Annotated in this window: 7 protein-coding genes; 5 read left to right on the top strand and 2 right to left on the bottom strand. The window is 53.1% G+C overall.

What is annotated here, in order from left to right; all coding sequences use genetic code 11:
* The first annotated feature begins 79 nt into the window (after positions 1–79).
* Entirely contained in the window at positions 80–1,084 is a 1,005-nt protein-coding gene (gap, locus tag Q9S52_RS03620; protein WP_297829912.1) for a type I glyceraldehyde-3-phosphate dehydrogenase, read from the top strand.
* Positions 1,085–1,166: 82 nt separating this feature from the next.
* Here gap and ispF read toward each other — a convergent pair whose 3' ends face one another.
* The gene (ispF, locus tag Q9S52_RS03615) at positions 1,167–1,649 is read right to left on the bottom strand and encodes a 2-C-methyl-D-erythritol 2,4-cyclodiphosphate synthase (RefSeq protein ID WP_304708190.1); all 483 of its coding nucleotides are present in this window, start codon (positions 1,647–1,649) and stop codon (positions 1,167–1,169) included.
* Positions 1,650–2,002: 353 nt separating this feature from the next.
* Here ispF and Q9S52_RS03610 point away from each other — a divergent pair, with 353 nt between their 5' ends.
* The 4 genes from Q9S52_RS03610 to Q9S52_RS03595 all read left to right on the top strand — a co-directional run bounded on the left by Q9S52_RS03610 (position 2,003) and on the right by Q9S52_RS03595 (position 10,926).
* On the top strand, positions 2,003–3,460 hold the full coding sequence (locus Q9S52_RS03610; protein WP_304708189.1) for an aminoacyl-histidine dipeptidase: 1,458 nt from the start codon (positions 2,003–2,005) through the stop codon (positions 3,458–3,460).
* A 285-nt stretch (positions 3,461–3,745) separates the two neighbouring features.
* The gene (locus tag Q9S52_RS03605; protein ID WP_304708188.1) at positions 3,746–7,303 is read left to right on the top strand and encodes a SusC/RagA family TonB-linked outer membrane protein; all 3,558 of its coding nucleotides are present in this window, start codon (positions 3,746–3,748) and stop codon (positions 7,301–7,303) included.
* Between the two features lie 49 nt (positions 7,304–7,352).
* Positions 7,353–9,476 (top strand): SusD/RagB family nutrient-binding outer membrane lipoprotein, encoded by a 2,124-nt coding sequence (locus Q9S52_RS03600; protein ID WP_304708187.1) that lies wholly within the window; start codon positions 7,353–7,355, stop codon positions 9,474–9,476.
* Between the two features lie 343 nt (positions 9,477–9,819).
* Positions 9,820–10,926, top strand: coding sequence for a pyridoxal phosphate-dependent aminotransferase (locus Q9S52_RS03595; protein ID WP_297626137.1), 1,107 nt, complete (start codon positions 9,820–9,822; stop codon positions 10,924–10,926).
* 156 nt (positions 10,927–11,082) lie between these two features.
* On the opposite strand, the gene Q9S52_RS03590 is transcribed toward Q9S52_RS03595, so the two are convergent.
* A complete protein-coding gene (locus Q9S52_RS03590; protein ID WP_304708186.1) occupies positions 11,083–13,188 on the bottom strand; it encodes a SusD/RagB family nutrient-binding outer membrane lipoprotein in 2,106 nt (701 codons plus the stop codon).
* Positions 13,189–13,218: the final 30 nt, after the last annotated feature.

The raw sequence follows: 13,218 nt of genomic DNA, 5'->3' as shown, positions 1-13,218 counted from the left end.
AAATTGCACTCGGATTCGGGGAGTCTCTTCCCGGCGATGAGACCGGATTTCTGAACAAACTCAATAAACACACACAACTATGTCTAAAATCAAAGTAGGTATCAACGGTTTCGGCCGTATCGGCCGCTTGGTGTTCCGGGCCGCAATGACCAAAAACGACATCGAAATCGTTGGGATCAACGACCTCGTGCCGGTGGAATACATGGCGTATATGCTCAAATACGACACCATGCACGGGCAGTTCAAAGGTACCATCGATGTGAAAGACGGGAAACTGGTCGTGAACGGCAACGCCATTCGCGTGACCGCTGAAAAAGACCCGGCTAACCTGAAATGGAACGAAGTGGGGGCTGAATACGTCGTTGAATCTACCGGCCTCTTCCTGACCAAAGAACTCGCTGAAAAACACATTCAGGCGGGGGCTAAGCGGGTTGTGATGTCGGCTCCGTCGAAAGACGACACCCCGATGTTCGTGATGGGGGTGAACAACAAGGAATACAAAGGGCAGACCATCGTGTCGAACGCTTCTTGTACGACCAACTGTCTGGCACCGATCGCTAAAGTGCTGAACGACAAATTCGGTATGGTAGACGGGTTGATGACCACCGTGCACTCGACCACCGCTACCCAGAAGACCGTAGACGGGCCGTCGCTGAAAGACTGGCGCGGTGGCCGGGCTGCTGCGGGGAACATCATCCCCTCTTCGACTGGGGCTGCTAAGGCGGTAGGTAAGGTGATTCCGGCGCTGAACGGGAAACTGACCGGGATGTCGCTGCGCGTGCCGACTCTGGATGTGTCGGTAGTCGACCTGACTTGTAACCTGGCCAAGGACGTAACCTACGACGAAATCTGCAAAGCCATGAAAGATGCTTCGGAAGGCGAACTCAAAGGTATCCTCGGGTATACCGAAGACGCTGTCGTTTCGAGCGACTTCCTGGGCGATGCACGGACTTCGATCTTCGACGCAAAGGCTGGGATTCAGCTGACGCCGCGTTTCGTGAAGGTCGTTTCGTGGTACGACAACGAATGGGGGTACTCCAACAAGGTGGTTGAACTCATTCAGCACATGAATACGGTTAAATAGGCTTTGCCTTTATACCTCCTTTATGGAGCGGGGCATCTTGAAATTCAAGATGCCCCGCTCCTTTTTTGTTGGGTGATTGGTTCTATTTTCGGTAGAGCAGTGCCGTGGCATAGACCGCCACTCCCTCCTCCCGGCCGGTGAACCCGAGCCGCTCGGTGGTCGTCGCCTTGACGGATACCTCTTCGACGGCGATTCCCAAGGTCGGTGCCAGCGTCTCCCGCATCCGGTCGATATAGGGCCGCAGTTTCGGGGCCTGTGCCAAAACGGTGCAATCGACGTTCCCTATCTCGAACCCTTTTTGGTGAACCAGTTCGACGCATCTCCGTAATAGAATCTTACTGTCTATCCCTTTGAATGCTTGTGCATTATCCGGGAAATGCAGCCCGATATCCCCCAGTGCGAGGGCGCCGAGCAGGGCGTCGCACAAGGCGTGGATCAGCACATCGCCGTCGGAGTGGGCTACGAACCCTTTATTATGTTCAATACAGATGCCGCCTAACCACATGGGCAGTCCCTCTTGCAAGGCGTGCACGTCGAAGCCGTTTCCAATGCGTATCGTTTTCATCTTTATTTTTGTAATTTTAACCATTCGTTTATTGGTATTTGCCCTGTATGGGACTGCCGCTTTTTGAAAAAAGCGGCACCAAAAACTTTTAGATAGCTACGCTACTCCTTAGGCTCCGCAATCCTTAATCTTTGGGATTGCTTTTGGGTCGGGGTTCTCCGGGGCGCATGGGGTAGTTCCCGCTTTATCGCGCCCCGGAAAATCCCCGCCCAAAGCGAAGAGTCCGAGATTTGGACCGCAAACCTTGGAGCGCGTAAGCCTCTTTAAAAGTCTTTTGGGTACCTTTTCTTCAGAAAAGGTACGGTTCCGTGCGGGTAGATACGAATAATCGAATGTTTAAAAATACGAAAAAGATGGAAATAGGATCATTGCAGCCGCAGATTGTTTGGGAAATATTCGCAGAGATCACCCGCGTGCCCCGGCCCTCCAAGAAAGAGAGCCGGATACAGGCATTCGTAGAAGACTTTGCCCGCCAGCACCGTTTGGAGAGCAAGCGGGACGAAAAAGGGAATATCGTATTGATTCGCCCCGCCTCGTCCGGTCGTGAAGACGAGCCCGCCTTGATTTTGCAAAGCCACATGGACATGGTGTGCGAGAAAGATGCCGACGTCCGGATCGACTTCGAGAACGATCCGATCGACGCCTATGTGGACGGCGAGTGGGTGAAAGCTAAAGGGACTACCCTCGGGGCCGACTGCGGGATCGGGATGGCCTTGCAGATGGCCGTTTTGATCGACAAAGACCTCTCCTGTCCCCGGATTGAAGCCCTCTTTACCGTCGATGAAGAGCAGGGGCTGACCGGTGCGATGAACCTCGGCGACGGGATGCTGACCGGCACGCGGATGATTAATCTCGACTCGGAAGACGAAGGCGAACTCTTTATCGGTTGCGCCGGCGGGATCGACACCATTGCCACCCTGCGTTATACCCCCGAGGCGCTTGGAGCGAAAGACGACTATACCTATTATTATATAGGTGTCTCCGGGCTGCACGGCGGCCACTCCGGCGACGACATCGAAAAGGGGTTTGCGAACTCTAATAAGCTATTGAACAGGTTGTTGTGGAATCTGGATCGTGAGTGCGGACTGCGGGTTGCCCGTTTCGACGGAGGGAATTTGCGGAACGCGATTCCGCGCGAAGCAGAGGCGGTGGCCGCGATTCCTGTCTGGCGCACGGCTGAGGCTGAAAAACTGTTCCGGCGGCTGGCCGAAGAGATCGCTGCGGAGTTCAAACAGACCGAAACCTCGATGAAATTCACCTTCGAACCGGCTACGGAGCACCCGACGCACCTGTTGCCGATGGAGGTGCAGCGGCGGTTGCTGGATTTGTTATATGCCCTGCCGCACGGAGTGATGGCGATGAGTCGTTCGATGCCCGGTCTGGTCGAGACCTCGACCAATCTGGCGTCGGTCAAGATGCCCGAAGAGGGGGTAGTGGTGATAACGACCTCGCAGCGCAGCTCGGTGGAGAGCGCCAAACGCGACATTGCGGATCGGGTGGCGGCGGTCTTCGATTTGGCGGGAGCCGAGGTGCGGCATACGGACGGTTATCCGGGATGGACGCCCAATCCTGACTCGCCGTTGGTGCGGCGCGCGGCGGAAATCTATCGCGAGTTGTTTGGTAACGATCCGAAAATCAGGGCAATCCATGCCGGTCTGGAGTGCGGTCTTTTTCTGACGCGCTATCCGCAGCTGGATATGATTTCGACCGGGCCGACTTTGCGGGGAGTCCACTCTCCGGCCGAACGGGTCGAGGTGGCTGCCGTGGCGAAGGTTTGGCGTTATCTCCGCGAGTTGGTGGAGCGGGTTTGACGATTTTTTTTAGAAAAAACACGGCTTTTCGTTCGGTTTGTGGCTGATGACCGATCGGACGGAGTTGATACGGTTGAATCCGAAAGGATTAAGTTTTGGAATTTATTTCGAAACAAAACGGTCGTCCGGTTCGTCTTCCGGAGGGGGTGGGCGAAAAGTGAAATTCGCGAGAAAAAGTTTTTTTATCTCGGTAGAAGAGTCTATATTTGTCGATAGTTAGGAGTGGAACCTGACGGAAACTCAAGTCGTAAACAATATTAACCCTTTTCAACTAAATGTTTTTATATGAAGAAAATTAGACTGTTAACATTGTTGATCCTGGGTCTGCTGGTAGGCGGTACAGCCTTCGCGCAGAGCCGGGTGAGCGGCGTGGTCAAGTCTTCGGAAGACGGGCAACCACTCGCAGGTGTAGTCGTACAGATCAAAGGTACGACCATCGGTGCTTTGACCTCGGCCGATGGTTCTTACACCATCAACAACGCATCGGTAGCTAATTCCACGCTGGTTTTCAGCTATGCCGGGATGCGTAAACAGGAGATTCCTGTAGCAGGGAAATCGACCATCAATGTTACCTTGCAGCCCGATGCTTTGCAGACAGAGGCGGTGACGGTGACGGCACTCGGGGGACGCAAGCAAAACCGCTCGCTGGGTTATGCTACCTCTACCGTAAAGGGAGACGAACTGGCACGTACCAATACTTTGAGCCCTGCGAACGCCTTGCAGGGGAAAGTAGCAGGGGTGCAGATCGCAGCCGGCGGTTCGGGTGGTATCACGACCGCTCCGACCGTGACGATTCGCGGTGCGAAGTCGCTGACCAAGAACAACTCGCCGATCTACGTGATTGACGGGATTGTGATGGAATATGAGCAGCAGGATGCCAACAGTAACTTCCGGAATACGGAATCGACCATGTATGGTAACCAGTTGAAGAACCTGAACCCGGACGACTATGAATCGGTTACCGTGTTGAAAGGTGCTGCTGCAACCTCGTTGTACGGTTCTCGTGGTGCGAACGGTGCCATCGTGATCACCACCAAGAGCGGCAAGGCTCGCAAGGGGATCGGCGTCGAAGTGAACTACTCGCACGAATGGGGACAGATTTATCAGAATGCTTTGCCGCTCCAGAACCTCTATGGGATGGGGCAAGCAGGCAACGGTTATGAAGGTGGTGTTATCGAAGGACAGCAGTACACGCGAAACGGCTACACTGCACAGTCCTACGGGCCTTCTTATGCTTCGATGAAAGGCCAACAGTTGTATCAGTTCTATAAGTACTACGCTCCGGAAGGAATCGATAATCCGCTGGATGACTATGTAGCTTATCCGAACAGCTGGAAAGCATTCTTCCAGAACAGCAACTACGACAACGTGAGCGTAGCGTTGACCGGCGGGTCGGAAAAGGCTACCTTCCGTCTTTCGTATGGGTACATGAACGGCGACGGGAATATGCCGAAAAATAACTTTGCTCGTCACTCGCTGAATTTCACGGCGAACGGTAAGATCAACGACATCTTCTCGACCAACCTGAGCCTCCAGTATTCGAACTCGAATACCGAAAATCCGAATTCGACGGTCGGGGGATCTTGGGGAACTACCGTAGCTATGGTAACAGGCGGTTACTATGCCAACCGGAGTACCGACTTGCAGTGGTACAAGAATCACTACATTGATCCGACCACTCACAAAACCTATGGTCGTGCCGGGTGGACGGTCAATGACTTCTTCAGAAGACAATATGAAGATTATTCCAACCGAAACGAACAGACCATCATCGGTCAGTTGGGTTTGAATGCCCAATTCACCGACTGGTTGGACGCCAACGTTTCGATCAGCTACAACAACTGGCAGACTTTCACTGAAACGAAGAACGCCGGATATATCGGAACCGGTCAATATGCTATTGCCGGCTCGACCAGCGGTTCTTACGACGGTATCGCTCAGTTGCATAGCAACAACCGCTTCGTAGATGACAATCTGGAGCTCGACGTGCGTGTCTTGGCTGAGATCTATGGAAATACCCGTAAAAACGAGTACTCAAAGAGCACGAACGGTGGTCTGATCGTACCGGGAATTTTCTCGTTCTCGAATACGAAAAATCCGATTACCCTCGGAACCAACGACGTTAAATATACGCCTCGTAACAACATGACCGTCGGGGTGGCAGGGGTAGTGAACCTCTCGTGGAAAGATCAGGTTTATCTCGAAGTAACCGGACGTAACGATTGGCTGAGCACTTTGATGTACCCCACTTGGTTGCCGAATGGTCAGAATAACTTCTCTGTCTTCTATCCTTCAGTGAACGCATCGTGGATCTTCTCGGATACGTTCAATATCGACCCGAAGATCCTCTCGTTCGGTAAACTGCGTGCTTCTTGGGCGCAGGTAGGTAAGGGTACCGACCCGTACAATACGGCTTCCGGTGCCGGCGGGTTCACCGTGTCATCGGTGCAGGGGCCGTTGAATTCGGCTCTTTCGGCAGCATCCCCGAACAATACTGTCCTCCCGAACTACGACCTGAAGCCTGAGCTTCAGACCTCTATCGAGTTCGGTGCCGACTTGCGTTTCCTGAACGGGATGATCGGTTTGGACGTAGCTTACTACAAGACCAACACCAAGAACCAGATCCTTTCATTGGATGCTGTGACCGAATCTGGGGTAAACCAACAGTGGATCAACGCTGGTAACATCCAGAACCAGGGTTGGGAATTCCAGTTGGACGTGACACCGATCCGGACGCGTACCGTAAACTGGACTATCGGCGCCAACCTGAGCCGCAACCGAAGCAAGATCAAAGAATTGGCAAATGACATCTCTTACTATCGTGTCAGCGCTTATTCTTGGGATGGAGCATACGGTACGCAGATTTATGCTTTCGAGAACGGCCCGTTCGGCGCTATCGTTACGGGGAACAATTATGGTACCCATAACGCGGCTATTGCCCGGTACAACGACCTCGAAAATCCGAACAACCCGCGCAATGGTATGAAAATGATCGGTATCGCAGGTGCTTTGGATGCGAACAAGAATGCTGTAGGAGCCAACACCAACTTGGCGTATGTCTGGTTGAATTCGGATGATATTCCGGGTTACTATGGCGACGAAGCCGAATACTGGGGTGGAAAAGAAAACCAGTATACGATGCTTGGTCGTGTGGAACCGAAATTCACTTACGGTATCAACACCTCGGTGCAGGTGAACCTGCCGAACAGCAGTGGTTCGTTCGACTTCTTCGCTCAGATCGACGGTCGCTCGGGCGGTAGCGTGATCCAACCTTTGAAACAAGCTTACTTGAACAATTCAGGGGCATTGAAAGAGACGCTGTACGGTCGTGACGCAGAACACGGCGGGGTGGCTCGTGTAAACTACAAAGGCGAGATCGTCAATAACGGGATCATTCCGGACGGTGTATTCTGGAACGGTGGCGGATATACGACAAAGGTAACTTCGTTCAAGACCGGCGAAAAGGTAGACCTGAACGGTATGACCTTCCGCGAAGCGGTCGATGCAGGACACATTCAGCCGGTACTGGCTTCGACTTGGCATTACTACAGTGTAGCCGGAAACTTCTATGGTTGCGGCGATACACAAGTGTCGAAAGGTACGTACATGGCTCTCCGCGAATTGACCCTGGGTTACAACTTCCCGGAAAAATGGATCAAACACGTCGGTTTGCAGTCGGCACGCCTGTCGTTCTCGGCACGGAACGTTTGCTACCTGATCAACAAAATGAACAACAAGTCGAACCCTGACTCGTTCATCTCGAACAACGCCTTGACGCCGTACGACTACAGCACCACTCCGTTCGTTCGCAACTTCTCGATTAACCTGAACCTGAGATTCTAAGACCGTCTCTGTTCAAATCTGAAGTTTTAAACCAAACAAGACTTTTCATATGAAAATAACAAAATATTTGATCGGCGGTTTGGCTGCTCTGGCGCTTGTCGGCTGTAAGGACAAGATGCGGGAACTGAACTCCGATCCTGCAATCGTCGGAGATGCCAACCCGGCTTACATGTTCTTCGACGCGGTACAGAACCTCGATTATTCGAGTCGCTCAGCCTCTTCCAGTATTTTTAGCAGCGAAGGCCGCCTGATGCAGTACTTCGTTAAATACGACGGAGCAGTAAACGATACCTATTGCAAAGAAGGGAGCTATTCCGCCCCGGGCCAGATCGGCGAATACTATACGTGGTTGTATAGCGTCGGTTATAAGTTGGTGTCGCTGCAACGCCACATCGACGCCATGACCCCGGAAGCCGCTCTTCCGTATCAGGATTTGCGTGCAAAAGCAGGTATTATGAAAGTTTACCACGCTTTCCGGGTATTCCAGAACTACGGCGCTGCGGTCTACAGTCAGGCTTTCAATGCGATCACCGAAGGGGTTACCTTGCCGGCATACGATCTCTTTACCAAAGAGGTGTATGAATCGCTGGACGACGAACTGGCCGGTTACATCGCCGTGTTGGCTCAGGCCAACGAAAATCAGGCTGCTCTCGGTGCTTACGATCCGATTTACGGATATGAACCCATCAACAAGATGGGGAAACCGAATGCCCGGAACAAACCGAATGACGAGCGTGTGTTGTGGCAGAAGTTCGGTAACTCTTACCGGTTGTACATGGCCTGGATCATGAAAGCTGCCGATCCGGCTCGTTTCGACAAAGTCTTGGCCGAAACGAAAGGCAAATGGTTCGAAACGGCTGCCGACGGGGCTTATTCCTATCAAAACGGCTCTAATTACAACGGTACACCGTACAACTCGAACGGGAATAATGAAATTTCCGTGTTGTATGCCGTGTCGGATAACTTCGTATCGTACTTGAAGGAGTTGGGCGACCCGCGTCTGCCGCTCTTGGCACGCGCCAACAGCCTGTATGCCGACAATAAATCTTTACAATGGATCCAGGCCTACTTCCCCGACTCGTTGCAGCAGCACATGGTTTATGATAAAGATTCTAAAACTTGGAATCTGAAAAATTGGAACGGGGTATTCGATTTCGAAGCCGATCCGATGCTGGCTTATCAGGGTATATCGCCCAATCCGTTCGATTACGACCAAGAAAATCCTGGCGAATTCTGGGGGCAGCGTAACTTCACGTTCCGGTTCTATCATCCCAATTACAAACCGGGTGATACGGAAGGAAACAAGAAGCTCGGCCCGTGGACGGTAACCAATCAGGGAGTTGTATCTGAAGATTTCCCGGCAACCTTTACGGTTCAGAATGCGGACACTTCGTTCACGCTGGAACTCGGTAGTCGTCCCCAAGGACGTTATCTGGTAGCTGGCGGTGGGAAAAGTTTCAGCAACGACAACAACGGCGGTAACGGTTATGACGGAGCTGTCAACGACAATGGCGAAATTTATTTCCGTCGTCCGCTCTACACCTATCCGGAGTTCTGCTTCATGATGGCATATCTGAGCAACGAAGGGGTCGATACCGGTGCGCCGGCTGACGAATGGTTCAAAAACGGTGTGACGGAAGCCATGAAAGAACTTCAGACCGATGCAATCCGTTACGGGGTTCAGGTGGCAACCAACTCGGCAGCAACCTACTACTATGAAACGACCAAATCGACTTATGTAGTCAATCCGAAAGTCGTCGGGGTGAATGATACGAAACTGTATGACATAACAGATCAAATCACATCCTATGTAAACGGTTTGGTGCTTTCTCCGGAGGCGATCGTAGGTCAGATGTGGATCTACGCCTACAACCAGCCGATCAAGATGTGGGACTGGTGGCGTTTGACGGACTATCCGAAGATCGTAGACGTAAAAACGCCGGCCGATCGACCGACGGGCCTTTACTGGGTGAAACCCCAAACCCGTACAGAAGGCGAAAATATGGATTGGCCGCGTCGGGGTAATTTGCCGGGGACGAAAGCTGCGAACAATGCGAATTTCAATGCGATCCGGAATGTCCTGCTCGAACAGCCGGGCTATGGTACCACTTACAACCAAACCACGGGTTGCATCTTCTGGGATCAGCTAGGCCTGCAACAACAAGGTTTGTAGTTTTGGATTTCGGAACTATTTGACCGACCATTAAACACGGAGGGCTCCGGGGATCGATTTCCCGGAGCCCTCTTTTCCCGGTCATCTTCTGGTGTTAGTAGCCTTTCCCTGGACCGGGCCTCCCCCGTGACCCTCCCTGTCGTTTATCGCCAGGGAGGTCTCGGGGGATTTTTCTTTCTTCTTTTCGGAAAATTTGTTGAAGAATAACTCGAATTATACTATTTAGTTGAATTTTTAACAAACAGTCTGCTTTCTCTGCTTCAGGGCGCGATCGGTTGCCGAAAAAACGCTACCTTGCAATCAACCTAAGTCTCATTCCTCCTAAAAGTATAGACTCGATATCATGGAGATCAAAAAAAGCGGTGCCGCTCTGTCCAAAATCGTACAGATCGGTGAAAAACTCAAAAAACTGACGGCCGAAACCGGCGAAACTTACCTCCCGCTCAATCGCGGGGTGAATGCCGTGGTCAATATCGACCTGAGCGAGGTGGTCAAAGAGATGGACTTCAACTCCAACGACATTCAGGTCTATCCTCCGGGGCCCGGTTTTCCGGCGTTGCGACAAGCCATCAACGACGAATATTTCGGCGGTAAGTCGTCGGCAGACAACATCCTGATTACGGCCGGCGGAATGAACGCCCTGGATCTCGTGGTGCAGGCTGTGGGGATGGGGAAACTCTACCTGCCGGTCTACTATTGGGGCTGTTATTTCCAGATGCTGACCGTCCGCGGAATCGGCAATGCCGAATACATGGCTCAGCGCGATCTGGCAGGGATGATTCCGGAGCTGAAGGGCAATGCGGTATTGATCTGCGACCCGGGGAATCCGCTGGGCGAAAAATACGACGACGACGAACAGTTCGCCCTGATCAAAAAGCTCAACGACGCAGGCGTGACGGTCTTTTTCGACAGCCCGTATCGCCGGATCTTCTATGACAAATACGACAACTACTACCAGCGGCTGCTGGAGCTCGAAAACGTCATCATTACGGAAAGTTTCAGCAAGTCGGTGGGGCTCAGCGGACAACGGCTCGGATTTATCCATACCACCAATCGGGAGTTGCACGACGAGCTGGAGGTTCGGCTGATGTACTGCACGAACGGTGTCAATGCGTTCGCCCAACAGCTGATTCTCCGGCTCCTGACGACGCCGACGGGGATTGCGGCGGCCGATGCGTTCAAGGCGGCCACTTCGCGCGGCATCGCGCTCAATATCGAATACCTGAAACAACGGGGATTGCTGGCCGAAGAGTACTACCATGCGAGCACGCCGACCGGGATTTTCGTCGTCGTGAACCGGACGGAGGAGGAGTTGCTGGCGCATCGGATCGGCAGCGTGTCGCTCTCGTTCTTCACCAAAAGCAGGAAGGAGGAGGCGTCGAAGTTCGCGCGGATTTGCGTTTCGGCGCCGCATGACAAGTTCGTCGAATACTTCGAGCGGGTGAAATAGGGGGCTGTTCTTTTGTCGGCTCGGTTTTTGTTGCGGCAAAGGCTTGCCCGGCAAAGAACGTCTGACAACGACCGCAAAAAAGAAGAGGGCTCCGGGGAACGATTCCCCGGAGCCCTCCGTGTTTAATGGTCGGTCAAATAGTGCCGAAATCCGAAACTACAAGCCCTGTACGTCCCAGTAGATGCGGCCCGTAGTCTGGTTGTAGGTCGTCCCGTATACCGGCCCCAGCAACGCATCGCGCGCAGCGTTGTAATTCGCGTTGTTCAGCTCGTTCGGCTGCGGCAGCGAAGCACGACGCGGGAACGAGAGCACATTCGTCGAAGTCCGCGGAACCGGCTGAACCCAATACGGACCGCTTACCTGAGCCGCATCGGCCGGAGTCGTTACTTTCACGATCTTCGGATAACCCGTCAGACGCCACCAGTCCCACATCTTGTTCGGCTGGTTGTAGGCGTAGATCCACATCTGACCCACGATCGCCTCCTTCTTGTCCGCAGCGTTGGCCAGCGCCTGGGCCTGAACGTAAGGTGCGATCTTGTCCGTGATGGAGTACACCCCGGCGTCATTCACCCCGACGATTTTGGTCGCTCCGGAGTTGGTTGCCACCTGAACTTCATAACGGATCGCATCGGTCTGAAGCTCTTTCATGGCTTCCGTTACCCCCTCTTCGTACCAAACGTCGGCCGTTTTGCCGGTAGCGACTCCGTCGAGCGTCAGGTATGCCATCATGAAGCAGAATTCCGGATAGGTGTAGACCGGATGGGTGTAGAACTTGTTCGATGGATTAACCGGCCCGTCGTTCCCGTTCACACCGCTGTTCCCGGCTCCGTCACCCTCTTTTTTACCCCCGTCGGCAACGAAGTAACGCCCCTGAGGCCGAGATCCCATTTCGATGGTGAAAGTCGTGTCTGCGTTCCAGATCGTGTCTTGGGCCGGGAAATCTTTGGAAATCGCCCCCTTGTTGGTTACCGTCCACGGTTTGAGCTTCTTGTTCCATTCCGCGTCGCCCGGTTTGTAGTCCGGGTGGTGGAAACGGAAGGTGAAGTTACGCTGCCCCCAGAAATTGCCCGGGCCGCTCATGTCGTAGTTGTACGGGTTGGCCGAAACACCCTGATAAGCCATCTTCGGATAGGTTGCGAAATCCAACACATCGCCCCACAAAACATCTTTCAGCCAAGTTTTGGTCTGTTTGTCGTAGTAAGCGTGCTTCTGGAGCGAGTCCGGGAAGTAATGCTGCATCCACTGAATGGCCTTGTTGTCGCCGTTCAGGCCGTTGTTGCGTGCCAAGAGCGGCAGACGCGGGTCGTCCAACTCCTTCAGGTAAGAGATGAAGTTGGCCGACACGGCGTAAGTGACGCTGATCGAGTTCGGGCCGTCCGAGTTGTAGATCAGACCGCTGTTGGCATTGCTCCCGTTCATGTAAGCGACAGCCCCGTCGGCAGCCGATTCGAACCAGCCGGAAGCTTTCGTTTCGGCCAATACTTTGTCGAAGCGTGTCCGGTCTACGGCTTTCATGATCCAAGCCATGTACAACCGGTAAGAGTTGGCGAATTTCTTCCAATTCGTCCGTTGAACGTCGTACTTGCTCTGGATGGCCGGTGCGCTGGCAGTTTTGCTGGCGATGTACCCGTAGATCGGGTCGTATTCGCCCAACGCCATCACTTCGTCGCCGGCCGGTTTTTCCAGCACTTGGATGTACGAGAGCAGTTCGTCATCCAACAATTCGTACATCTTATTGTCGAAGATGTCGTACGTCGGCGTCATGATTCCTTCGGAAAGAGCCTTGAACGCTTCGGTGTAGACCGCCGCGCCGTAGTTCTGGAACACCCGGAAAGCTTCGTATACCTTCACGATACCGGCGATAGCGTGCAAATCGGTGTACTGCACCTTTTCATGTTCGGGCAGTGCGTCGATATAACGTTGCAGTTCCACCATCTGGTGACCGATGTCGTAGAAACGATCATAGGTATAGGAGACCGTTCCCGGCGTCACATAGGTGTCTGCCTGCGCATCGCAGTAGGTTCCATCCGTAGCTCCGGTGTAAGAGACGAAGTACTGCATCTTCACAGCGGTATTGAACATCAATTGTTCGCCGAAGCCGCGCTCGCTGTAGTCGAAGTCCTGCATCACCGAGAGGAAGACATATCGCGGGTCTGTGGTGGTGATCGTGTTCGGGTTGGTGTTCAGCTCGCGCATCTTGTCCTTACAGCCGACAAGCGCCAGAGCAGCCAAACCGCCGATCAAATATTTTGTTATTTTCATATGAAAAGTCTTGTTTGGTTTAAAACTTCA

Origin of the sequence: uncultured Rikenella sp. (assembly GCF_948810725.1) — a bacterium.
Classification (GTDB): domain Bacteria; phylum Bacteroidota; class Bacteroidia; order Bacteroidales; family Rikenellaceae; genus Rikenella.
Note: the sequence above shows the minus strand (reverse complement) of the source record. Positions and strands in the feature narration are given on the sequence as shown.

Excerpts from the sequence above, each read along its gene's own strand:
- gap (WP_297829912.1), top strand. The coding sequence starts at position 80 with ATGTCTAAAATCAAAGTAGGTATCAACGGTTTCGGCCGTATCGGCCGC.
- ispF (WP_304708190.1), bottom strand. The coding sequence starts at position 1,649 with ATGAAAACGATACGCATTGGAAACGGCTTCGACGTGCACGCCTTGCAA.
- Q9S52_RS03610 (WP_304708189.1), top strand. The coding sequence starts at position 2,003 with ATGGAAATAGGATCATTGCAGCCGCAGATTGTTTGGGAAATATTCGCA.
- Q9S52_RS03605 (WP_304708188.1), top strand. The coding sequence starts at position 3,746 with ATGAAGAAAATTAGACTGTTAACATTGTTGATCCTGGGTCTGCTGGTA.
- Q9S52_RS03600 (WP_304708187.1), top strand. The coding sequence starts at position 7,353 with ATGAAAATAACAAAATATTTGATCGGCGGTTTGGCTGCTCTGGCGCTT.
- Q9S52_RS03595 (WP_297626137.1), top strand. The coding sequence starts at position 9,820 with ATGGAGATCAAAAAAAGCGGTGCCGCTCTGTCCAAAATCGTACAGATC.
- Q9S52_RS03590 (WP_304708186.1), bottom strand. The coding sequence starts at position 13,188 with ATGAAAATAACAAAATATTTGATCGGCGGTTTGGCTGCTCTGGCGCTT.